The 21,927-nt window shown below is 64.4% G+C and carries 23 protein-coding genes; 22 read left to right on the top strand and 1 reads right to left on the bottom strand.

Annotated features, from left to right (window positions below; genetic code table 11):
* Nucleotides 1–35: 35 nt before the first annotated feature.
* Genes Q7S20_10490 through rsmA form a run of 11 tightly spaced genes read left to right on the top strand, consistent with a single transcriptional unit; the run spans nt 36 to nt 11,873 of the window.
* On the top strand, nt 36–2,423 hold the full coding sequence (locus tag Q7S20_10490) for an endonuclease MutS2 (GenBank protein ID MDO8502260.1): 2,388 nt from the start codon (nt 36–38) through the stop codon (nt 2,421–2,423).
* Complete coding sequence (gene dnaG / locus Q7S20_10485) at nt 2,420–4,255, top strand: DNA primase (GenBank protein ID MDO8502259.1); 1,836 nt, start codon at nt 2,420–2,422, stop codon at nt 4,253–4,255. Before Q7S20_10490 ends, dnaG begins: the two co-directional genes overlap by 4 nt.
* Before the next feature lie 15 nt (nt 4,256–4,270).
* Nucleotides 4,271–4,978 (top strand): hypothetical protein, encoded by a 708-nt coding sequence (locus Q7S20_10480; protein ID MDO8502258.1) that lies wholly within the window; start codon nt 4,271–4,273, stop codon nt 4,976–4,978.
* Nucleotides 4,979–5,006: 28 nt separating this feature from the next.
* On the top strand, nt 5,007–6,764 hold the full coding sequence (recJ, locus tag Q7S20_10475) for a single-stranded-DNA-specific exonuclease RecJ (protein ID MDO8502257.1): 1,758 nt from the start codon (nt 5,007–5,009) through the stop codon (nt 6,762–6,764).
* Between the two features lie 2 nt (nt 6,765–6,766).
* Nucleotides 6,767–7,288, top strand: a complete 522-nt coding sequence (rsmD, locus tag Q7S20_10470; GenBank protein ID MDO8502256.1) for a 16S rRNA (guanine(966)-N(2))-methyltransferase RsmD — start codon at nt 6,767–6,769, stop codon at nt 7,286–7,288.
* Nucleotide 7,289: 1 nt separating this feature from the next.
* Nucleotides 7,290–7,787 carry a pantetheine-phosphate adenylyltransferase gene (gene coaD, locus Q7S20_10465; protein MDO8502255.1) on the top strand — a complete coding sequence of 166 codons (498 nt, stop codon included), beginning with the start codon at nt 7,290–7,292 and terminating at the stop codon, nt 7,785–7,787.
* Nucleotides 7,784–8,734, top strand: coding sequence for a phosphate acyltransferase (locus Q7S20_10460; protein MDO8502254.1), 951 nt, complete (start codon nt 7,784–7,786; stop codon nt 8,732–8,734). The genes coaD and Q7S20_10460 overlap by 4 nt, the downstream gene beginning before the upstream one ends.
* Nucleotides 8,715–9,047, top strand: coding sequence for an STAS domain-containing protein (locus Q7S20_10455; protein ID MDO8502253.1), 333 nt, complete (start codon nt 8,715–8,717; stop codon nt 9,045–9,047). Before Q7S20_10460 ends, Q7S20_10455 begins: the two co-directional genes overlap by 20 nt.
* Complete coding sequence (locus Q7S20_10450; protein ID MDO8502252.1) at nt 9,047–9,469, top strand: ATP-binding protein; 423 nt, start codon at nt 9,047–9,049, stop codon at nt 9,467–9,469. The genes Q7S20_10455 and Q7S20_10450 overlap by 1 nt, the downstream gene beginning before the upstream one ends.
* Nucleotides 9,466–11,058: a SpoIIE family protein phosphatase gene (locus tag Q7S20_10445; GenBank protein ID MDO8502251.1), complete on the top strand. Its 1,593-nt coding sequence runs from the start codon at nt 9,466–9,468 to the stop codon at nt 11,056–11,058. Before Q7S20_10450 ends, Q7S20_10445 begins: the two co-directional genes overlap by 4 nt.
* Before the next feature lie 2 nt (nt 11,059–11,060).
* Nucleotides 11,061–11,873: a 16S rRNA (adenine(1518)-N(6)/adenine(1519)-N(6))-dimethyltransferase RsmA gene (gene rsmA / locus Q7S20_10440; GenBank protein ID MDO8502250.1), complete on the top strand. Its 813-nt coding sequence runs from the start codon at nt 11,061–11,063 to the stop codon at nt 11,871–11,873.
* A 4-nt stretch (nt 11,874–11,877) separates the two neighbouring features.
* Here rsmA and Q7S20_10435 read toward each other — a convergent pair whose 3' ends face one another.
* Nucleotides 11,878–12,510 carry a redox-sensing transcriptional repressor Rex gene (locus tag Q7S20_10435; GenBank protein MDO8502249.1) on the bottom strand — a complete coding sequence of 211 codons (633 nt, stop codon included), beginning with the start codon at nt 12,508–12,510 and terminating at the stop codon, nt 11,878–11,880.
* A gap of 146 nt (nt 12,511–12,656) precedes the next feature.
* Here Q7S20_10435 and Q7S20_10430 point away from each other — a divergent pair, with 146 nt between their 5' ends.
* From Q7S20_10430 to Q7S20_10380, 11 genes are all read left to right on the top strand, one after another.
* Complete coding sequence (locus Q7S20_10430; GenBank protein ID MDO8502248.1) at nt 12,657–13,844, top strand: arginine deiminase family protein; 1,188 nt, start codon at nt 12,657–12,659, stop codon at nt 13,842–13,844.
* Nucleotides 13,841–14,713, top strand: coding sequence for a 3'-5' exonuclease (locus tag Q7S20_10425; protein MDO8502247.1), 873 nt, complete (start codon nt 13,841–13,843; stop codon nt 14,711–14,713). The genes Q7S20_10430 and Q7S20_10425 overlap by 4 nt, the downstream gene beginning before the upstream one ends.
* Complete coding sequence (locus tag Q7S20_10420) at nt 14,710–15,591, top strand: MBL fold metallo-hydrolase (protein ID MDO8502246.1); 882 nt, start codon at nt 14,710–14,712, stop codon at nt 15,589–15,591. Before Q7S20_10425 ends, Q7S20_10420 begins: the two co-directional genes overlap by 4 nt.
* A gap of 267 nt (nt 15,592–15,858) precedes the next feature.
* A complete protein-coding gene (gene infC / locus Q7S20_10415) occupies nt 15,859–16,353 on the top strand; it encodes a translation initiation factor IF-3 (protein ID MDO8502245.1) in 495 nt (164 codons plus the stop codon).
* 40 nt (nt 16,354–16,393) lie between these two features.
* The gene (rpmI, locus tag Q7S20_10410; GenBank protein MDO8502244.1) at nt 16,394–16,591 is read left to right on the top strand and encodes a 50S ribosomal protein L35; all 198 of its coding nucleotides are present in this window, start codon (nt 16,394–16,396) and stop codon (nt 16,589–16,591) included.
* Between the two features lie 12 nt (nt 16,592–16,603).
* Complete coding sequence (gene rplT, locus Q7S20_10405) at nt 16,604–16,969, top strand: 50S ribosomal protein L20 (protein ID MDO8502243.1); 366 nt, start codon at nt 16,604–16,606, stop codon at nt 16,967–16,969.
* A 103-nt stretch (nt 16,970–17,072) separates the two neighbouring features.
* On the top strand, nt 17,073–18,101 hold the full coding sequence (gene pheS / locus Q7S20_10400) for a phenylalanine--tRNA ligase subunit alpha (protein MDO8502242.1): 1,029 nt from the start codon (nt 17,073–17,075) through the stop codon (nt 18,099–18,101).
* Nucleotides 18,098–20,464: a phenylalanine--tRNA ligase subunit beta gene (gene pheT / locus Q7S20_10395; GenBank protein MDO8502241.1), complete on the top strand. Its 2,367-nt coding sequence runs from the start codon at nt 18,098–18,100 to the stop codon at nt 20,462–20,464. The genes pheS and pheT overlap by 4 nt, the downstream gene beginning before the upstream one ends.
* Nucleotides 20,439–20,735: a hypothetical protein gene (locus tag Q7S20_10390; GenBank protein MDO8502240.1), complete on the top strand. Its 297-nt coding sequence runs from the start codon at nt 20,439–20,441 to the stop codon at nt 20,733–20,735. Before pheT ends, Q7S20_10390 begins: the two co-directional genes overlap by 26 nt.
* On the top strand, nt 20,732–21,028 hold the full coding sequence (locus Q7S20_10385) for a cell division protein ZapA (GenBank protein MDO8502239.1): 297 nt from the start codon (nt 20,732–20,734) through the stop codon (nt 21,026–21,028). Before Q7S20_10390 ends, Q7S20_10385 begins: the two co-directional genes overlap by 4 nt.
* An 82-nt stretch (nt 21,029–21,110) precedes the next feature.
* Nucleotides 21,111–21,927: Rnase Y domain-containing protein (locus tag Q7S20_10380; GenBank protein ID MDO8502238.1), on the top strand; the 817-nt coding region annotated here is incomplete at its 3' end.

Below are 21,927 nucleotides of genomic sequence, written 5' to 3'. Positions count from 1 at the left end.
GGCGACGACATTCGCGAGTTCGGGTTTTTGCATTCATGAATCAGCACGCACTGGGAGTTCTCGAATTCGGACCCGCCCTCGATCTCGTGGCAGGGTTCGCCGGCTCGTCGCTGGGCGCGGAGCGCGTGCGCGAATCCCGCCCGACCGCCGATCGGGCATGGATCGAGCGCGAGCACGCGCGCGTCTCCGCCATGCGAAGCCTCGCCGAAGGCGACGCCGGCTGGCATCCCCAGCAGGTCCACGACATTCGCCGCCCGCTGTCGCGCCTGCGCGTCGAAGGGGCTTCGCTGGCGATCGGGGATCTGCTGGCGGTGCGCAATTTCCTGCGCGCCTCTCGGCTTTCCTCGGAGAGCTTCCGGGATGACCGCATTGCCGCAGTCTCCCTCGCGATGCTCAGCCCTGAGATAGATGCCCACATCATCGCGCGGGCAGAGGAGAAGGCGCTCGAGACCGCGATAGACGACGACGGCGTCATACGGGATGATGCGTCGCCTGCCCTTCGGCGTATTCGCCGCGAGCTGCGCGGCGCAGAGGGCGAGATCGTGCGAATGCTCGAACGAGTCGTGGCGAAGCTCGAGTCGCGGTTCCAGGTACCCGACATGTCGGTGAGCGTCAGGAACGGGCGCTTCGTGATCCCCATCCGCCGCGAGGCGCGCTCAGTCGTAGGCGGAATCGTCCACGACACCTCGAGCACCGGCGGCACACTCTTCGTCGAGCCGCCCGCTGCCGTCGAGGCCGGGAACCGCATCAGAGAGCTGGAGGCCGGGGAGCGCCGCGAGATAGACCGCATCCTCGCCGAGCTGAGCGAGTTGATCCGCCCTCTTCGTGATGCGCTGATCGTCGCATTCGACGCCATGCTCGTGCTCGACTCGCTCTACGCCCGCGCGCGATTCGCCGACAGGCTCGGGTGCGGCATGATCGAGTTCAACGATCCGGGGGCGGGCTTCGCGATCCTCGGCGGACGGCATCCGCTTCTCGTCGCGCAGGGCATCACGGTGGTGCCGTTCGATCTCACTCTGGAACCGCGGGAGCGGACGCTTCTCATCTCCGGTCCGAACACCGGCGGCAAGACCGTGCTCCTCAAGTCACTCGGATTGTTCGCGGCGATGGCGCAGTCAGGGATTCCGGTCCCCATGGGCAATGAATCGCGGCTCGCCATCTTCGACGACGTGTACGCAGACGTTGGAGATGAACAGTCCATCAGCTCGAGCCTTTCGACGTTCAGTGCGCATCTCAGGAACCTCGTCGAGGTGCTGCGGTCGGCAACGCAGAATTCTCTCGTCCTGATCGACGAGCTGGGTTCGGGGACCGACCCGGTGGAAGGTGCGGCGCTCGGCGGCGCGATCCTCGAGGCGTTGACGCGTCGCGGCAGTCTCTCCGTCGCGACAACTCACCTTGGCGCGCTCAAGGAGCTTGCGGCCGAGGTGGACGGCGTCGTCAACGCGTCGCTGCAGTTCGACTCCGTCGCGCTGGCGCCGACCTATCGCCTCATCAAGGGAATCCCCGGGCGCTCCTACGGCCTCAGCATTGCGCGCCGCCTGTCGCTGCCCGAAGATGTACTGCAGAATGCGGAATCGAGGCTGCCAACCGGAGAACGCGACATCAACGCTCTTCTCGCGGAGCTTGAATCGCGCGAACAGAGGCTGGCTGAACGGGAGAAGGAAGCCGCGGAGATGTCGGTGGATGCAAGATCGCGCGCGAAGCGGGTGGCCGAACGGGAGGCCGCGGTTCGTGAGCGGGAAAAGAACGCGGAGCGCGAGGCGCGCCGCGAGGCGAGGCGGCTGTTGCTCGACGCGAGGTCCGAAGTGGATCGAACGATTCGCGAGCTGAAGGAATCCTCGGCGGCAGCCGCTGAGGAAGCAGCGAGAGAAGCGCGCCGTAGAATGGAAGAGCTCGCGGCGGCGGAAGGCCGCGCCCTCGCGGCGCTGGAAGAAGAGCCTGCGTCGGAGACGGTGGATGGAGCCGTCCCGGGAGGTCCGATTCGCGAAGGCGACTACGTATCCGTCTCCACGCTCGGTGGACGCACCGCGCGGGTCATCGAGCTGCGCGAGGGAGAGGCAGTCGTTGCGTTCGGCTCGGTAAAGATGACAGTCCCGAGCAGAGCACTCGCGCCGGCGAACAGGCCGCCAGGCGGTGAGCGCGTTCAGGTGGCGATTCGCGGCGACATTCCGGAGGTCGAGGCGAAGAGCGAGATAGATCTCCGCGGGTTACGAGCGGGTGAGATCGAGGACCTGCTGATGCAGGCGGTAGATTCCGCCGTTCGCGCCGATCTCAAGTCCATCCGCATCATTCATGGCAAGGGAACTGGCGCCCTTCGCGAGCGCGTTTCGGAGATGCTGCGGAAGGAATCGCGCGTCGCCAGCTTTCGTCTTGGCGCCTGGAACGAGGGAGGCGCGGGCGTGACCGTGGCCGAGCTGGCGTGATTCCCGACGAAGTGATCGAGCAGGTGAGAGAGGCGGCGGACATCGTCGCCATCATCGGCGAGTACGTGCCGCTCAAGCGGACGGGCTCCGATTTTCGCGGTCCATGTCCTTTCCACCAGGGCACGCGCCGCAATTTTTCCGTAGTCCCGGCCAAGCGGCTCTATCACTGTTTCGTCTGCGGCGAGAGCGGCGACGTGTTCAAGTTCCTCACCAAGCGGCTCGGCGTGGAATGGCCGGAAGCCGTGAAGATGGTGGGCGAGAAGGCGGGAATAGAAGTTCATGACACCAGGACTCGCCGCGAAGGACCGGATCCCCGCGAGCCGCTGTGGGAGCTGCAGGCGACCGCCGCCGCCTACTTTCAGAAGGTGCTATGGGAGGAAAGTGTCGGTGCTCAGGCGCGTGAGTATCTCGCCGAGCGCGATGTATCACGCGCGGCTGGCGAAGAGTTCGGCCTCGGCTTCGCGCCCCGGGAGATCGGCCTCATGCGGACGTACATGAACGCGCTCGGCTTCGACGACGCTCGCATGCTCGACGGCGGGTTGCTCGTCACCGCCGATCAGGACGCCGAGCCGCGTCCCCGATTCAGGAACCGGCTCATGTTTCCGATCCTCGACGTCCAGGGCCGGAACGTCGGTTTCGGCGGCCGGCTTCTCGGTCCGGGTGAGCCAAAGTATCTCAACTCGCGTGAATCACCCGTGTTCACGAAGGGTAAGCTTCTGTACGGGCTCAACCGATCGCGCAACGCCATTCGGCGCGCCGATCGCGCACTGGTGGTCGAAGGCTACTTCGATGCTCTTCGCGTCATGTCCGCGGGAATCGAGGAGGTCGTGGCGCCCCTTGGTACGGCACTTACCGAGACTCAGGTTGGATTGCTGCGAAAATACACGCGCAATGTCTTTCTTCTGTATGACAGCGATGCGGCGGGGCTCAAGGCGACGTTTCGCGCGGGGGACGAGCTGCTGAGGCAGGGATTCTCGGTGAGAGTCGTGACCATGCCTCCCGGTGACGATCCTGACACGTACACGCGTGCGCACGGCGCTGCGGGCCTGGAATCGCAGCTGTCGTCGGCGATCGACGTGTTCGAGCGGAAAATCCAGATCCTCGATCGCGCCGGGTGGTTCGGAGAGCTGCAGAAGAAGCGTCGCGCGCTCGACCGTCTGCTGCCAACGATCCGCGCGACTGCCGACGAAATTATGCGTGATCTGTATATCGGTCGAGCGAGCGAGGTGACCGGAGTGGATCGCGAGATCCTTCTGCGCGAGCTCGGCCCACGGGGGGCATCGGGGGAGAGCCACGAATCCGGCGAGCCCTCGAGACCCCAGTCCGCGCCCGTGCAGAGACCCGCGATTCGCGGTCGCAACGGCGACCAGCGCCATCCGCGTCGCGATGCCGGAAGCTCGGCCGAGCGCGAACTGGTCCGAGCGATGCTGCAGCAGAGGTCGAGAGTGGAGAGTATCGCCGAGCGGATCGGTCCCGACTCGTTTCACGATCCGCGTTATCGCGCCGTATTTGTGGCGCTGCTCGAGGCAGGTGAGGACACCGCACTCGAGGAGCTCGCTGCGTCTCTCGATCCCGAGGCGCTCGAGGAGGCCGAGGAGCTGCTCGGCGCCGGAGGGAGCCTGATGGACGCGCAGAAGACGATGGACGATTCCATCACACGGCTGCATGTGAGGGACATGGAAGACAGGTTGCTGGAGATAGACCGGCTGCTCCCGCTGGCGAATGAAGAAGAGAAGGAGCTTCTGCAGGGAGAGCGCCAAAAGCTTGTTGTACAGATGAGGGCATCAGGAAAGATGACATTCAAGGCATTCCGCCGCGGAAGGACACGCTGAACCGGAGAGATCGTCATGCAAAGTGAAGTTGAAGCACTGCTGGCGCTGCAGGAGGATGACGCACGAATCCTCGAGCTGGAGAATCGTAGACGCAACCTGGAGCCGCGCATGGCGGCGCTGGACAAGAGGCGTGAAGCGGCAGCGACGGCGGTGAGCCGATCGCGCGCGGCGGTTGAGGCGGAAGAGAAACGCCAGCGCGAGCTTCAGGGGAAGGTCGCGCAGCACAAGCAGATGCAGGAGAAGAACCTGGCGCAGCTCGACGCCGTGAAGCGGTTGAAGGAAGCCACTGCGGCCATGGCGCAGGTGGAATCGGCGCGGCGCATCATCGCCGAGGACGAGAGTGAGCTTCAGGCGCTCTCGCGACGCCTGACTGAGCTTCGCGCGACCGTCGAAGCCGGCGACGCGGATCTCGCCGGGATCGAAGCCGAGCAGGCGATGGCGCGCGAAGAGATCGAGAAGGAGAAATCGGAGATTGACGCATCATTATTGACGGTGCGCGCGGCTCGCGAAGGAAAGACGGCCGTCGTTCCGCGCCCGCTTCTGGGGAAATACGACCGTATCAGGACGCGCCGCGTCCAGGCGCTCTACGCGCTTCGCGGCGAGTCGTGCGGCAACTGCGACACGGCGATCCCGATGCAACGCAGAAACCACATGGCCGTGAACGGACCGATAGACGTCTGTGAAGCGTGCGGCGTTCTTCTCTATCGCTCGGCGACCGGTTGAGCCGCGGCAACATGACGGGGATGCGAGCGTGACCACGCCTGTGCCCTCAGCCGGTACCGTGCCTTCGCGAAGAGCGCGTGCGCGCTGGGTCCTCTCACGGGAGCCCGACCCGGAAGCCGTTGCCGCGCTTTCGTCGAGTCTCCAGGTCTCCGAGCAGGTGGCCAACCTCCTTCTCATCCGGGGTCACGCGGACGACGAATCGGCTCGGCGCTTTCTGCGTCCGCGGCTGGATCAGCTCCATGACACGCTGTCAATGAAGGGCGCGGAGAAGGCCATCGAGCGCCTCGCGCGAGCGGCGGCATCGGGAGAGACGGTTCTCGTGCACGGCGATTACGACGTGGACGGCATCTGCTCCACCACCCTCATGACGCGCGTGCTGCGGGAGTTCGGCGCCAACGTCGTTCCGTTCATTCCGCGACGCATCGAGGACGGATACGACCTCGGACCGGCGGGCGTTCGCGCAGCGATCGACGAGAAGGCCGATGTCGTCCTCACGTGTGATTGCGGGACGAGCGCCGCGGAGCCGGTCGCCAACCTGTGCGCCGCCGGGATAGACGTCATCGTCACCGATCACCATCTCCCCGGCAAGGCGCTTCCCGAGTGTCTCGCGGTCCTCAATCCGCGGCAGGAGGGATGCGAGTATCCCGACAAGGATCTCGCGGCTGTCGGTGTCGCATTCAAGCTCTCGCTTGGGCTGGCGAAGCATCTCGGTCGCAACGACGCCTTCATCTGGCGCATGCTCGATCTCGTCGCGCTCGCGACGGTCGCCGATGTTGCGCCACTTCGCGGTGAGAACAGGATTCTCGTGCGGTATGGTCTGCGCATGCTTGCCGATACCGGCAACGTCGGGTTGGGGGCAATGCTTCGCGCATCGGGACTCGATGGAAAGCCGATCACCGCGGGACGCGTCGGCTTCATACTCGCCCCGCGTCTCAACGCGGCCGGACGAATCGGCAGCGCGATGCGCGGCGTCGAGCTCCTGCTGACGTCCGACGTGCATGAGGCGAACACTATCGCGCGCGAGCTCGAGGAGCTCAACGCGCGGCGGCAGGAGCTGGATCGCGCGACGCTCGAGGAGGCGCGTGAGATGGCGATGGAGCTCGATCCCGCGACCACGTTCGGCATCGCGCTCGCTCGTGACGGGTGGCACCCCGGTGTCATCGGAATCGTCGCATCGCGGCTCGTCGAGGAGTTCGGTCGTCCGGTGATTCTCATCGCGCTCGACGGTGAGACAGGGAAGGGGTCGGGCCGCGGAATTCCCGCGATCGATCTCCACGCCGCGCTCGGCAAGTGCGGTGACCTCCTGATTCGATATGGCGGGCACCGCGCTGCCGCTGGCGTGACGATCGCGCGTGACCGGGTCGCGGAGTTCGCGCGCCGGTTCAACGACGTCGCGGCGAGCATGCTCCGCCCGGAGGATCTGGTGCCCGAAGTAAAGATTGATCTCGAGGTCGCGATCGATCGCGCCGACGACGAGCTCGAGCGCATGCTGCGTCATTTTGAGCCGTTTGGCGTCGGCAATCCAACACCGGTGCTGGTGGCGCGCGGAGTGAGCCTCGCCGCACCGCCCAAGCTCGTCGGCCGCGACGGCCTCAAGCTTCGCCTCTATACGGGCGCGGGCGAGCTCGAGGCAATCGGATGGGGATTCGCTCATCGGGTCGCGGAGTTCAACACGACGACGCCGGTGGACATCGCGTTCCGCCTCGAGCGCGACGAGTACAGAGGCGAGAGCCGGCTCCAGGCGCGGATTGCCGACATCTGCCCTCGTCCCGCGACAGACGGCTGACGATGCGCATCGTCGCGGGTCGCTGGCGGGGCAGGAGAATAGAAGCGCCCCCGGGCCTCGCCGTACGTCCGACACTCGACCGCGTTCGCGAAGCGTGGATGAGCATTCTGGAGCGCGACATTCCTGGAAGCCGGGTGGTGGATCTCTTCGCCGGGTCAGGCGCGCTCGGGCTCGAGACACTGTCGCGAGGCGCCGCGTCCGCCGACTTCGTGGAGAAGGATTTACGCACCATCAGGGTGCTCCAGAAGAATCTCGATCTTCTCGACGCGGGAGATGCGTCGGTCATCCGTCGCGCCGATGCGGTTCGCTTCGCGGAAGGTCTGGGTTCATACGAATACGATCTCGCGGTTGCTGATCCTCCTTACACGGGAGGGTTCGCCGCCCGGCTCGCCGAGGTCTGGCTCGCGCGGCCATTCGCGCGGATACTCAGTATCGAGCATGATTCGCGGGAAAAGCTCCCTGGAGCCACCGACACGAGGCGGTACGGTTCGAGCGCCATCACATTCTATCGCAGCGAGGAGTAGCGTGGGCACAATCGCCATCTATGCCGGAAGCTTCGACCCGATCACCCGCGGTCACGAGGATCTCATCCGCCGCAGCTGCGAGTTCGTGGACAAGCTGGTCGTGGCGGTTGCGAACAACAGCTCGAAGAAGCCGTTGTTCAGTCCCGACGAGCGCATGGCGCTGATCCGCCTGGCGTCGGGAAGCGATCCTTGCGTGGACGTGCGGCAGTTCCAGGGGCTGCTCGTGGACTTCGCGCGGGAGGTCGGCGCATCGCTGATCATCCGCGGCCTTCGCGCGGTGAGCGACTTCGAATACGAATTCCAGATGGCGCTGATGAACCGCAACCTTTCGCCCGGCCTGGAGACCGTGTTCATGGTCCCGTCGGTCGAGACCACATACATCAGCTCGAGCATCATCCGCGAAATTGCGCAGTACGGCGGGAACCTGGAGGGCCTCGTGCATCCTGCTGTCGCCGCCGCGCTGAGAAACAAATACGCCGAATTGAAATCCGGAGGATGAGCGCGTTCATCGACAGCATTCGAGCGCGCGCGTCCGCGCTCGAATGCGCGATCGTATTTCCGGAACCACATGACGAACGGGTCTTGGCTGCCGTCGCGTCACTCGCGAGCAGCGGCGTCGTTCGGCCGGTCCTCGTTCTCGACCCGGCGCGCCCCGATACGTATGCCGCGGCGCGACAGACGGGCGCGGCGACGATCGAATCGGATTCCTCGTCTCCGCTGGAGTTCGCCGACCGCCTCGTGGCTTCGGGCGACTTCGACGGATGTGTCGCGGGCGCATCGTATACCACCGCCGAAGTGCTGCACGCAGCTCTCCGCATCATCGGCGTGCAGCCCGGCCTCCGGACGGTCTCCAGCTCCTTCTACATGGTAGCGGGCATCAAGTGGGAGGCGTCCAGCGAAGTTCTGACGTTCACCGATTGCGCTGTCGTCCCGTACCCTACCGCCGAACAGATCGCCGACATCGCGCTGGCCGCCGCCGCCGACCGGCGGCGCATCGTCGGCGACGAGCCGCGTGTGGCGCTGCTCTCGTTCAGTACAGCCGGTAGCGGGTCGGGTCCAAGCGTGGATCTCATGCGCGAGGCCCTCGAGCTGATACGGTCGCGTGACCCCAGCCTCGCCGTGGACGGAGAATTGCAAGGTGATGCCGCACTGGTCCCATCGGTGGCGACCCGGAAGGCACCTGGGAGCCGCATCCGGGGCGATGCCAACGTGCTCGTGTTTCCATCACTCGACGCGGGCAACATTGCCTACAAGCTCGTTCAGCGTCTCGGCGGAGCGAGCGCGATCGGACCGGTGCTGCAGGGACTCGCGAGGCCGGCCGCCGATCTCTCGCGCGGGGCACAGCCGGACGACATTATTAACGTCGCCGCGATAACGGCGCTCAAGTCGGTGGCCGGGCCGCTTCTGACCACATTCGGAGACAAGCATGAGTTTCGCAATCAGTAAGCAGGGTGAGATAGTCGTAGTGGACGTCGAAGGCCAGTTGATCGTGGGCAATCGCCAGGAGCTCAAGCAGAAGGTGCTCGACGAGCTCGAGAAGGGCGAGAAAAAGTTTCTCATTGATTTCAGCCAGACCGGCTACATAGACAGCTCCGGACTCGGCGTACTGGTCTCGCTCTCGAAGAAGATCAGGGAACAGGGCGGAGAGCTCCGCCTCGCCGATCTGAACGATGACCTCCAGACCCTTTTCGAGCTGACCAAGCTCGACACGCTCTTTCAGATTTCCGACACGCGGGAGCGCGCGCTCGAGACTTTCTGATGGGCAAGACCCACGTCGCGCTCGATATCGAGATTCCAAGCGACGTCAGGTACATAGAAGGGGTCGTCGAGCTCGCGACACGAAAGTGTCGCGAGTTCCACGTGCCCGCCGACAAGTGCTCGTTCAACGTGAGGATTGCACTCGGCGAGGCGATCTCGAACGCGATTCTTCGCGGAAACGGAGACGGCGCCAACAAGCACGTCCGCGTGCGCGCGGTCGTCAGTGATGACGCGCTCGTGTTCGACATCATGGACGAAGGGCCCGGGTTCGATCTGGGCGCCCCGCGCCCTGACCCCACTGCGCCCGAGAACATCTATCACGAAGACGGGCGGGGGCTCTTCCTGATGCATGCGCTCATGGACCGCGTCGAGCGATTCCAGTCCGATGGCAACGTCGTAAGACTGACACTGCGCCGGGAATGAAAGAGCTCGAGGCGGTGCTCATCGCGTTCCGCGAAGCGACGCGGTGTGATGCCGCCGTCTGGAGCGCCCGTGACACTGCCGCCGAGCGCCCCGCCCTCGTGGCGCGCTCGAGCCCGCGGCTTCCGACTCCCGATGCGTTTCCCGGTGCAGGCTCATCTGTGCCGATGACCGTGGGAGACGGCACGATGGTCGTCGCCGCGGTGCCGGGCGTGAAGAGGACCTGGCTCGGCATAACCAACTGCGATCCAGCGACACCCGCGGGAGACAGCCACCTCCGTCTGCTGCTTCCGGTAGTCGCGCAGATTCTTCGCGGCGCGCAGGAAGTGGAGCACGCCGCCCTCGAGCTCACCGAACGGTACGAGGAGATCAACCTCCTCTATACAATCGGTGAGATCCTCGGGCGCACCGTCACACTCGAGGAAGCGGCCTCGACGATACTCACCGAGATTTCCGAGACCGTCGGCGCGCGACACGCCTCGATACTCGTGCACGAGCCGGGGACAGAAATGCTGCACGTCGTCGCCGCCATCGGAACCGACGCGCACACCGCCCCTCCGATCCGCGTGGACGATCCCGACTGCGTGTCGGCGCGCGTTTTCCGCACGCACCATCCCCTCACGGTCGAAGCGGGCGTCATGGAATGCGAGGCCGAGAGACCCTATCGCCGCGGAGAGATGCTCTCGGTTCCCATCATGTGGACGACTCCGGCCGGAGGCGAGCCGCTCGGTGTGGTAAACCTTTCTGACCGTAGATCGCGCCAACCATACAGCGCCGGCGATCAGAAGCTCGTCGCCGCGATCGCGACGCAGATCGGCACGGCGATTCAGAACGCCCGTCTCGTCCGCGCCTCCCTCGAGCAGCAGCGTCTCCAGCAGGAGATGTATCTGGCGCACGACCTGCAGATGAAGCTGCTTCCGAAACCCGGTATCGTTTCTCCCGAGGCCGAAGTAGCGGCCCGCGTCGTTCCCGCCGAGAGCGTGGGAGGAGACTTCTATCATCTCTTCCGGATGCCGCAAAACCGTACCGGAGTGATGATCGGTGACGTCTCGGGCCACGGCTATCGCGCAGCGCTGATAATGGCTCTTGCCATGAGCGCCTCGGCGATTCATGCGCAGAGCGCCCGCGATCCCGGCGAGATGCTGGCGATGCTGCTCGGCACGTTACGCGAGGAGCTCTCCAGTACGGAGATGTACATCTCGGTTTTCTTCGGCGTTCTGGAGCATGGATCGGGTACGCTGCATTACGCCAACACCGGACATCCTCACGCATTCGTAATCGGTCCCGAGGGCGCGGTGCGGCGGCTTGCGGCGGATGGCCCTCCGCTCGGACTGAGCGATGAGGCGCCCGGCGCGCAATCGGTGCCGTGGCAGAAGGGGAAGGACCTGCTTGTTCTCTTCACCGATGGAATCGTGGACTCGAGAAACGCCGCCGGCGCGCGTCTCGGGGAGTCGGCGGTGCTCGACGTCATTCTCGGCAATCGTTCGAAGGCGCCGGGGGAAATAGTCGCGGCCGTCTTCGATCTGCTGCACAGGCACAGCGGAGATGTTCCGAGCCCGGACGACCTGACGCTTCTCGTTCTGCGCAGCTGACAGTGCGCGAACGGCGCGCCGGTCCACCGGTTCTCAGGAAATTCGGACAGCATTTTCTCGCTGACCGGTCCGCGCTCGAGGCAATCGCGAGCGCGATTCAGCCAGCGCCCGGCGACACCGTGGTGGAGATCGGGCCAGGCAGAGGAGCGCTCACCGACCTGCTTGCGGCGCGACCCGATCCACTCATCGCCATCGAGATAGACCGTGCTCTCAGTGCGGCACTGCGCGAGCGCTACGCGGACAATCCGCGAGTGACGATCATCGAGAATGATGTTCTGGAAGTGGACATCGCGTCGCTCGTGGATGGACCGTTCGTCGTTGCGGGCAACGTCCCGTATTACATCACGACCCCGATCCTCTTCCACGTGCTCAAGCCGCCTTTTCCGCGCCACGCTGTTTTCCTCGTCCAGCGTGAGGTCGCGGACAGGATCGTGTCACCGCCCGGCTCGCGATCCTACGGTGCACTGTCCGTAAACGTGCAAGCGTTGTCCAACGCCGAGATTCTGCGGGACGTTCCCCCCGGCGCCTTCAGGCCGCCTCCACGGGTCAGTTCGGCGATCATTCGCGTGACACCGCGCTCCGATCCGATCATCTCTTCAGACGAGGTGGCGCCTTTCCGCGCATTCGTGCAGGCGCTGTTCGGCATGCGCAGAAAACAGATCGTGAATGGGTTACGCTCGGCCGGCCAGCTCACTGCCGAGCAGTCCGCGTCCGTGCTGGATCATCTAGCCATAGATCCGCGCTCGCGTCCCGAGACTCTGTCGCCCGACCAGTTGGCCGCACTCATGCGGGCGAGCAACGCGGCCCGCTCGTAGAGGTTCAACGCTCGTTGAGCCGGTTGGTCAGAGCGAAGGTGAGGCCTTCGAGCTCCATCGCCATGTTCACCGTCCGGAGCTCGACGTCGGGAGGAGCCGTGATCTGCGCAGGCGCGAAGCTCAGGATCGCCTTGATACCGGCCTTCACCACGCGATCCACGATGGGCTGCGCGCTCTCGGCGGGGACAGTGAGGACCGCGATGTCGTATCGCCCCGATTCGATGTCGCGCTCCAGATCGGCGGTGCTTCTGACCGTGATTCCGCGTGATTTGTGCCCTATCTTCGCCGGATCGCTGTCATACAGACCGGTAACGAGGAACCCGCGCTGGGCGAATCCTGCGTACCTCGCCAGGGCCGCACCGATCTTTCCCGCTCCGACGATGCACACCCGCCACTGGCGGCCAAGTCCGAGGATTTCGCGGAGGCGGGAAGACAGCTCGGGCACCGAATATCCGAGTCCCCGCTTGCCGAACGACCCGAAGAAGGAGAGGTCCTTCCGCACCTGTGCGGAGGTTGTGCCGCCCAGTTTCGCCAGGTCGCCGCTGGAGGTCGTCGGGACACCCCGCGCCTCGATCTCTTCGAGGAAGCTGAGGTAAATTGAAAGTCTGCGAACAGTTGATTCGGCGATCCGTCTCACTGGCGGCTATGCTTGTGAATTAGTTCACAAGTTAGGCAGCCATGTCTTTACCGGCAACAGGAAGACCGACTGTCCGCTTCACCGTTAAGTTGGATGCGATGGCAGTACATGTAAGCTCAGAGATCGGCTGGCTCCGGGAGGTTCTGGTGCACTCGCCCGGAAACGAGTTGCTCGCCGTAACCCCCTCGACCCGCGCCGACTACCTCTACGACGACATCGTGGACCTGGCGCAGGCCCGTCGCGAGCACGGGCGGTTCGTCGCCATCCTCGAGAGGTTCTGTCGCGTCCACCACGTGCGGGACCTGCTCGCGGAAGTGCTGAGCGACGAGACCACAAAGCAGCGGCTCATCAGGGACACGCTCGACATTATTTCGTCGGAACCGTTGTCCCGCGAGCTGGAGGATATGGAGCCCCGGGACCTGGTGCGCACTCTCATAGAAGGGAAGCAGGAGATGCCGGGACAACTCACTCGCGCCCTCAACGAGACGGGCTACATGCTGCCACCGCTGCCGAACCTGTTCTTCACGCGCGACGTGGCGATGGGAATCAACGATCACATGATGATCGGCTCCATGCGCTACGGCGTCCGGTGGACCGAAGAGCTCATCATGAAGGCGATCTTCCGCTTCAACCCGCGCGTGGCGAACGCCGGCATTCTCTACGACGGCTCGCGGGAGCACCGGATGAATCACACGCTGGAGGGCGGAGACGTCCACCCGCTCCGGCGCGACACGCTCATGATCGGGTTCAGCGACCGCTCGAGTCCGGCGGCGATTGATAACCTCGTCAGCGTCCTGTTCGAGCACACCGCGATCACCGACGTGATCGTCGTGATCATGCCGAAGGAGCAGACGGCGATCCATCTCGACATGATCTTCACGCAGGTGGACCGCGACCTCTGCGTCGTTCATCCGCCACATTTCATGGGGCCCGAGCGGCTGTCAATTCTCCACTGGAAGAAGACGACGGGGTCAATGAAGGAAATGCCCGGCATCTTCCACGCGCTCGAGGCGTGCGGAATTCCCATGGAGCCCATACTTTGCGGTGGCGACCGGCGGATAACGCAGGAGCGCGAGCAGTGGTCATCGGGCTGCAACTTCGTCGCCTTGCGTCCCGGACTTGTGCTGTCGTATTCGAGGAACGAGGCGACGCTTCGAGAGATGCAGAAAACAGGATTCACGATCGTGTCCGCCGGGGCGTTTCTCGACGGGAGCGAACAGATCGCGGACAACGAGCGGGCCGTTATCACATTCGACGGCGGCGAGCTCGTGCGTGGCGGTGGCGGTGCTCGCTGCATGACCTGCCCGATCGTAAGGGACGACCCGTGGACATGACGTATGGAGGCATTCGGAGCCGGCCCGAGCCGACCCTGCTGACGGACCGCGCCGCGAAGTACCTCGAGAAGGGGCCGGCGGACGTCGTGGATCTCATCGGTCACATCTGCAATCTTCCGGCGGCACCGCGGATCGTCGCCGAGCACATGGCTCAGGCGATGTTCGCGGGACGTCCGGAGTTCGTGTGCGATCCGCTCGGCAGGTGGACGCTGACGACGCTGCGACTCCCGGCTCAGCCGCTCGCCGGGCTGTCGTATGCCGTCGTGGATGTCGAGACGACGGGCGGACGCCCACCCGCCGATCGCATCACCGAGATTGCCGCGGTCATCGTCCGCGACGGGGAAGTGAAGGAAATGTTCGAGACGCTCGTGAATCCGGAGCGATCCATTCCCCGGTTCATCACGCAGCTGACGAATATCAGCTGGGAAATGGTGAAGGACGCGCCGACGTTTTCCGTCATCGCGCCGGAAGTCATGCAGGCGCTGGCGGGAAATGTCTTCGTCGCGCACAACGCCGCGTTCGACTGGAAGTTCGTCTCCCACGAAATCAACCGCGCATCGGGCACGCAGCTGTTCGGACGCCGGCTATGCACCGTGCGCCTCGCGCGACGCCTTTTGCCACATCTTCCACGGAGATCGCTCGACTACGTGGCGAATTACTACGGCGTCGAGATCGCCGGCCGGCACCGCGCTGCCGGTGATGCTCTCGCCACGGCCCACTGCCTGATCCGGCTGCTTGACGACGCCGCTCAGCGCGGATGCACGACGTGGGAAGACCTCGATCTTCTGCTCGGCGCGCGCTCCCCCCGGGCGAAGAAGAAGCGGAGAAGTGCATTCCCGTCGCCTGTGAACCGGGACACGACCGCATGAAGCCACTGCCGCTCGTGCGGACTCGAAAGATTGGCGGCCTGACGGTGCACGCGATTCAAGCCGGAGGTCAACGCCTCGACGGAGGTGCAATGTTCGGCGTCGTCCCCAAGCCGCTCTGGGAAAGACGCGTTTCCGCCGACGAGCGCAACCGTATCCAGCTCGGGATGCGATGCCTGCTTGTCGAGCACGCGTCGGGTCTTGTTCTCATGGATACCGGCGCCGGCAACAAGGAAGACCAGAAATTCAAGGACATCTACGGAATCGAGAACGAAGGGGGCAATGGCCGCACGTCGCTGGAAGACGGGCTCGCGCAGCTGGGCGTCGCTGCGGCGGACGTGGGGATCGTGATCAACACGCACCTGCATTTCGATCACGCCGGCGGCAACACGTATCTCGATGAGCACGGCGAGGTTGCCGTGTCCTTTCCGAGAGCGCGATACATAGTGAAGCGCGGCGAGTACGATTACGCGACTCATACCAACGAGCGCACGGCGGCGAGTTATTTCGAGCGCAATTTCATTCCCGTGGTCAAGGCGCACCGGTTCGAGTTCGTAAGCAGGGAAAAGGAGATAGTGAAGGGGATCCGCGTCGTTCCGACTCCCGGCCACACTCCATATCATCAGAGTGTCATGATCGAGTCCGAAGGCGAGCGCGCGTTCTATCTTGGGGACATGCTTCCGACCCATGCCCACCTGCCGCTTCCGTGGATCATGGGCTACGACGTCGAGCCGCTCGTGACGCTGGAAACCAAGAGGAGGATTCTCCGGCAGGCGGAGGAGGAGAACTGGCTGTTGATATTCGAGCACGACGCGACGATCCCGTGGGGTCGGGTCGAGCACGATGGCAAGAGTTACCGGCTCAAGCCCGAACCTGCCTGACCGAACCTGCCTGACCGCGCTTGCACGCAGGGGCCAACTCGTTTATCCTTAGCCAGTTACAAAACGACAAGCGGGCGGCCCGGGCGGGCTGCCTCACCCTCTGGCCCTCGTCTTCGAGCGAGGCGTGCTGCAGGAGTTCAAGCCACTCGGCGCCGAAGGTCCATTTGGCTCCGTCTGCGCGCGGGCTCTTTCAAGGGTCCGCGCTTTTCGTTTCTCGAGCCTAATTCTTTCATTGAGGTAGCGAGTATTCAGGACACGACAAAACGCGTGCGCGTGAACAGGCAGATTCGCATCAGCCCGCTCCGCGTTATCGCAGCCGACGGCGCGCAGCTCGGAATCATGGACGTCGAGACCGCACTAGCCGCCGCGGTGGAACAGGGGTTGGATCTGGTCGAAGTAGCGCCGCTTGCCCGTCCGCCCGTCGTACGCATCATGGACTACGGGAAGTTCAAGTTCGAGCAGGCCAAGATGGCCAGGCAGGCGAAGAAAAAGCAGCACGTGATCCATCTCAAGGAAGTGAAGTTCCGTCCTGGAATCGAGGAGCACGACTTTGCCACCAAGACGCGCCACGCGCGCGAGTTTCTGGGCGAAGGCAACAAGGTGAAGGTGACGCTGATGTTTCGCGGACGTCAGATCGCGCATCCCGAGCTGGGACGCGTAGTCGTGAATCGGGTCGCTCAGGAGCTCGCGGACGTCGCGAAGGTCGAGACGGAGCCGAAGTTCGAAGGAAAGTTCATGACGATGATCCTCGCGCCGAAGTAGGCGCCCCGGACACCGTCACTACAACCAATAGAGAAAGCAAATGCCGAAGATGAAAAGCCATCGGGGAGCGAGAAAGCGCTTCTCGATCACGGGCTCGGGAAAGGTGAAACGCCTCAAGGCGTTCAAGAGCCACATCCTCACGAAGAAAACCTCGAAGCGGAAGCGCCGCCTCCGTCAGTCAACCACCATCTCGGTGCGCGGCGAAGAGAAGAAACTCAAGCGCCTCTTGCAGGCATAAGGGAGACACACAATGCCTCGCGTCAGATCGAACGTAGTGCGCCTGAAGCGCAAGAAGCAGGTGATGAAGGCTGCCCGTGGTGCATTCGGCGCCCGGAGCAAGCTTTGGAAGGCCGCAAAGGAGAACGTGGAGCGCGGCTGGAAGTATGCGTACCGCGATCGCAAGAACAAGAAGCGCGATTTCCGAAAGCTCTGGATCGTCCGCATCAATGCCGGCGCGCGCCAGCACGACATGAGCTACAGTGTTTTCATGAACGGCCTCAAGCAGGCCGGCATCGAGATAGACCGGAAGATCCTTTCGGATCTGGCGATCCACGATGCGGCCGCTTTCGGCGCGCTCGCCGAGAAAGCACGCGCTGCCCTCTCGTCGGCAGCCTGATCCCTGATTCGGCTTCGAGGGCGGTCCGGGAACCTGGCAAGACGTTCCGGGGCCGCCCTTTGTCATTTCATCACATCACGGCCGCACACGCCGCACACGCCACGTGACGCTCGACCAGTTCGTACAAGCCGCTGAAGCGCTGGATGCCCGCGCTGCAGCGCTGATCTCCGGAGCGACCTCCGCCGCGGAGCTGGAAGCCGCGCGCAATCATCTGCTTGGCAGAAAGAGCGGAGAGCTTGGCGTGCTCATGAAGGAGCTTCCGGCGCTCGCTCCCGAGGATCGCAAGGCCGCCGGCGCCGCGGTCAATCGCGTCAAGGTGACGATCGACGATGCCCTCGCGGCGCGAGTCGCCGCCGTCTCGACCAGCACGGGCGACGCTTCGCCTACCGATCTCACGATGCCCGCCCGCCGCCGGTGGAAGGGCGGTCGTCATCCGGTCACCGTCGTCATCGAGGAGATCGAAGAGATCTTCCGCGAGCTGGGCTTCACCATCGCGCTCGGCCCCGAAGCCGAGACGGAGTGGTACAACTTCGGTGCGCTCAACTTCCCGGGCGATCATCCGGCGATGGACATGCACGACACGCTCTACCTCGGCGACGACGTGCTTCTCCGTACGCACACGTCGCCCGTTCAGGTCCGCACGCTGCAGAACTATCCGCCGCCCATTCGCATACTCGCGCCAGGCAACGTCTATCGCCGCGACTTCTTCGACGCGTCGCACGCGCCAATGTTCGCGCAGCTCGAAGGACTGGCGGTGGACGAAGACATCAGCTTCGTGGATCTGAAGGCGACGCTCACTCACTTCGCGAATCGCTTCTTCGGAAAGACGCGCACGCGTTTCCGCCCGAGCTTCTTCCCGTTCACCGAGCCGTCGGCGGAGATGGACGTCGAGTGCCAGCTGTGTCACGGCAGCGGATGCGCCGGCTGCAAGAACACGGGCTGGATGGAGATCCTTGGCTCCGGCATGGTGCATCCCGACGTTCTCATTGCCGCCGGAGTTGACGCCGAGAAGTACATCGGGTGGGCGTTCGGCATGGGTCCCGGACGCATCGCGATGCAGCGGTACGGACTGCCGGACATCCGACTGCTCTACGATTCGGACATGCGCTTCCTGGAGCAGTTCGCGGAATGAACGTTTCGTATCGCTGGCTCCGCGACTTCGTGGATTGCAATCTCTCACCCATCGAGCTGCGCGATCTGCTTACCGCGCGGTGCGCCACGGTCGAGGATGTCATCGCCTTGCGTCAGGACCTCGCCGGCATCGTCGTCGGACGCGTGGTCGAGGCGGCAAGACACCCCAACTCCGAACATCTCTGGGTGACGAAAGTGGACGCGGGCGACGGAGTGCTGCACGACGTTGTGTGCGGCGCACCAAACGTGAAAGCGGGCACTCTTTATCCATTCGCGCCGGTGGGGGCGGTACTGCCCGGCGGTCTCAGGATTGAGAAACGGAAGATTCGCGGCGAGGTGTCGGAGGGAATGCTCTGCTCGGCGCGCGAGCTCGGGCTGGGCACTGACCACGAGGGCATTCTCGCGCTCGATGTGCAGGCCGAGCCCGGTGCGCGGTTCCTCGACGTCATGCCGGCCGGCGATACACGCCTCGTCGTGGACGTGCTGCCCAATCGTCCCGATCTGCTCTCGCATCACGGACTCGCGCGCGAGATCGCGGCCGCTACGGGCGCGGAACTGCATCACCCGCATTATCCGCCCGCCGTGCTTACTCACGCGGTTCCGCCGACCACGACTCCCTCGGTCACTGTCACGGTCGCAGACACCGAAGGTGCGCCGCGCTACATGACTGCGACCATTCGCGGAGTGCAGGTCGGACCGAGCCCCGAATGGCTTGCCTCGCGCGTCGAAGCGATCGGCGCAAGATCCATCAGCAACGTCGTGGACGTGACGAACTACATGCTCCACGGCTTCGGCCAGCCGATGCACGCGTTCGATCTCGCGAAGCTCGGTGGCGGCAAGGTCGTTGTGCGCCGCGCGACGAAAGGAGAGCGGCTCGTGACGCTCGACGGCGTCGAACGCGAGCTCGACGATAACATGACCGTCATCGCAGATGCCGCACACGCACAGGCAATCGCCGGCGTCATCGGCGGGAAGGGAAGTGAAGTCAGCGCCGACACGAGAGACATCCTGCTCGAGGTCGCCGCCTTCGATCCCCGCCGCATCCGCGCGACGCGACGGAAGCTCGGTGTATCTACCGACGCCAGCTACCGTTTCGAGCGCGGCGTGGACAGGGAGGCGATTCCCGATCTCGTGAAGTATGCTGCCGAGCTGATAACCCGCGTGGCGGGCGGAGTACTGGAGGGAACGCCGACGGATTCGATTCAGCCGCGCGAGACGCCACAATCAATCCACTTGCGTCCATCGCGAGTCGCCCGCGTGCTCGGCGAGGAAATTCCGGCGGACGGCATCGAGCGTTTCCTCGAGAGTGTCGGCTTCGCGGTGACGCGCGAGCGCGACGAGATGGTCGTGACGCCTCCGAGCTTCCGCGCGGACGTCACGGGGGAGATCGAGCTGATCGAGGAGATTGCGCGTCTGCACGGGTACGACGCGTTCTCGTCGGAGATCAGGCCGTTCCGCCCGGGCACGGTCCCCGATGCGCCGCTCGAGCTTGTCTCGCGGCGCGTCCGGTCGGAGCTCATCGCCGCCGGTCTGCTGGAGACCCGGCCAATGCCGTTCGTCCGCGAAGGGCCCGAATCGCATCGCGTCCGGAACCCGCTCGCCGAGGACGAGGCGTACCTGCGGGCGAGCGTTCTCGATTCGCTTGCGCGACGAGCCGAATACAACTTCGCCCACATGCAGCGCAACATTCGCCTGTTCGAGATCGGGACTGTGTTCACGACTGAGCGTGAAGCAGCGTCCGGCGCGCCGGTAGAGCGAACTCACGCCGCAGCCGTTGTCACGGGCGACCGCCGGCCGGCGCATTTCACCGAGCCACGTCCTCCTCACTACGATGAATGGGACGCGAAAGGACTTGCCGAAGCGATAGCCGGCGTGGCCTATCCTGACGCCGCCATTCAGTGTTCTCCCTCCGTCGGAGACGCGTTGTGGACTGTATCTGCCGATGGAACCACGGTCGGCACCGTATCCCGCCTCGTGCTCGACGCACCAGTCTGGGCCACTCCCGTGTTCGGCGTGGAGATCGATCTCCCCGCTACTGCAACGGGCGCCTCGGAAAAGCGGTACACCGCCATCGCCAACATGCCGGCCATCGAGGTTGACCTCGCGCTGCTCGTACCGGACGAAATCACCTCGGCACTGGTGGCGGAGGCCATTCGGGGCTCGGCCGGCGATCTGCTCGAATCGCTCGATGTATTCGACGAATTCCGCGGTGCCGGAGTCGAGGCGGGGACGCGCAGTCTTGCCTGGCGATTGACCTTCCGGCATCCGGAGCGCACACTACGCGACAGGGAGATTCAGGGCCGCACGGCAAAAATCCTGGGAACACTCGAGAGTACACTTGGCATCAGACAGCGAACGTCCTGACACGCTTGCCTTCGACGAGCTTCAGCAGCTCGTTCGCCATCTTGGCGATGAGCTGGCGAGCTTCCGTCGCCGCGCGCTTCAGGCGGAGGCGAGAGTCAAGGCGATCGATCCGTCCGCGGGCGGCATGCGCATCAGCCCCGAGCGCGTGGAAAAACTGGAGATGGAAAACGCCGAGCTGAAAAAGCGCCTCGAATCGGCGCGCGCCCGAACCCGCCAGGTTCTCGATCGCGTCCGCTTCCTCCGGCAGCAGCATGAGGGAGCCGCAACGTGACCGCCCGCAAGAATGTGGTGACGGTCACCATTCTGGGCGGCGAGTACACGCTCCGCACCGAGACCTCCCCCGAACACACCCGCGCCGTCGCCGCGTACGTTGATCAACTCATTACCGAGACGATGGAGTCCGGTGCGCGGATCGAAAGCCACAAGGCCACTATTCTTGCCGCCCTCCGCATCGCTGGCGAGCTGTTCGAGGTGCGCGAGCAATGCGAGGCCCTCGCCGCGGATATGAACGCTCTCAGCGACGAAATCAGACCCTGGCTCCCCCCGGCCAAGCGTAAGAGTTAGTTTACCCCCAGATACGCGACGACTTTCCGGCGCGCTTGGGGCCGCCTGTGGCCATGCCGCGGGCTCTGCATAGATCTGGTAAATGACTGAAACGGCATGGATTGCCGCGGTTGGCTCTGGAATCATTGCTCTAGCCTCCGCGGTTTTTTTCTTTGTTGGGCGTCGGGCGGGCACCAAATCCGAGCTGGCCCGGCAGTTACAGGCGAAATCAACTGCTGAAGAGACCGCGAAACGCGTTCTCGACGAAGCGGCGCGCGAATCCGAATCGCTGCGCAAGAGCGCAGTCCTCAGCGGAAAGGAAGAGCTCATCCGTCTCCGCGAGGATTGGGAGCTCGAAGCCCGCAAGCGCCGCGAAGAGATAGAGGCCGAAGAGCATCGCGTTCAGGAGCGTGAGACGGTTCTGAACCGCAAGTACGACCTCCTCGAGCAACGCGAAAAGGAGGCATCCGCGCGCACCGCTGACGTCGGCCGCCGGCAGGAAGCTCTCTCCTCGCGCGAGCAGGAGCTGGATCGGCTGCTGGCCGACGAGCGCCGTCGCCTCGAGCAGCTGGCGGGGCTTTCCGCCCAGGAAGCCAAGGCCGAGCTCGTGCAGCGGCTGGTTGACGAGGCGCAGGCCGATGCGGCCAACCGCATTCGCGACATTCGTGAAACCGCCCGCCGCAACGCCGACCGCGAGGCGAAAAAGATCATCGCTCTCGCCATTCAAAGGATCGCCGCCGAGCAGACGGCCGAGACTACGGTTTCGGCGGTGGCGCTTCCGAACGACGAGATGAAGGGCCGCATCATCGGTCGAGAGGGACGCAATATCCGGGCCCTGGAGAGCGCCACCGGGGTGGACCTCATCATAGATGACACCCCGGACGCCGTTACCCTCAGCGCCTTCGATCCCGTGCGCCGCG

This window comes from Gemmatimonadaceae bacterium (assembly GCA_030647905.1).
Lineage (GTDB): Bacteria > Gemmatimonadota > Gemmatimonadetes > Gemmatimonadales > Gemmatimonadaceae > UBA4720.
The sequence above is the reverse complement of the archived record's forward strand: the minus strand, read 5'-3'. Positions and strand labels throughout refer to the sequence as shown.

Excerpts from the sequence above, each read along its gene's own strand:
- pheT (MDO8502241.1), top strand. The coding sequence starts at position 18,098 with ATGAACGTTTCGTATCGCTGGCTCCGCGACTTCGTGGATTGCAATCTC.
- Q7S20_10480 (MDO8502258.1), top strand. The coding sequence starts at position 4,271 with ATGCAAAGTGAAGTTGAAGCACTGCTGGCGCTGCAGGAGGATGACGCA.
- rplT (MDO8502243.1), top strand. The coding sequence starts at position 16,604 with ATGCCTCGCGTCAGATCGAACGTAGTGCGCCTGAAGCGCAAGAAGCAG.
- Q7S20_10460 (MDO8502254.1), top strand. The coding sequence starts at position 7,784 with ATGAGCGCGTTCATCGACAGCATTCGAGCGCGCGCGTCCGCGCTCGAA.
- Q7S20_10455 (MDO8502253.1), top strand. The coding sequence starts at position 8,715 with ATGAGTTTCGCAATCAGTAAGCAGGGTGAGATAGTCGTAGTGGACGTC.
- Q7S20_10420 (MDO8502246.1), top strand. The coding sequence starts at position 14,710 with ATGAAGCCACTGCCGCTCGTGCGGACTCGAAAGATTGGCGGCCTGACG.
- Q7S20_10450 (MDO8502252.1), top strand. The coding sequence starts at position 9,047 with ATGGGCAAGACCCACGTCGCGCTCGATATCGAGATTCCAAGCGACGTC.
- rsmD (MDO8502256.1), top strand. The coding sequence starts at position 6,767 with ATGCGCATCGTCGCGGGTCGCTGGCGGGGCAGGAGAATAGAAGCGCCC.
- Q7S20_10445 (MDO8502251.1), top strand. The coding sequence starts at position 9,466 with ATGAAAGAGCTCGAGGCGGTGCTCATCGCGTTCCGCGAAGCGACGCGG.
- rpmI (MDO8502244.1), top strand. The coding sequence starts at position 16,394 with ATGCCGAAGATGAAAAGCCATCGGGGAGCGAGAAAGCGCTTCTCGATC.
- Q7S20_10425 (MDO8502247.1), top strand. The coding sequence starts at position 13,841 with ATGACGTATGGAGGCATTCGGAGCCGGCCCGAGCCGACCCTGCTGACG.
- Q7S20_10490 (MDO8502260.1), top strand. The coding sequence starts at position 36 with ATGAATCAGCACGCACTGGGAGTTCTCGAATTCGGACCCGCCCTCGAT.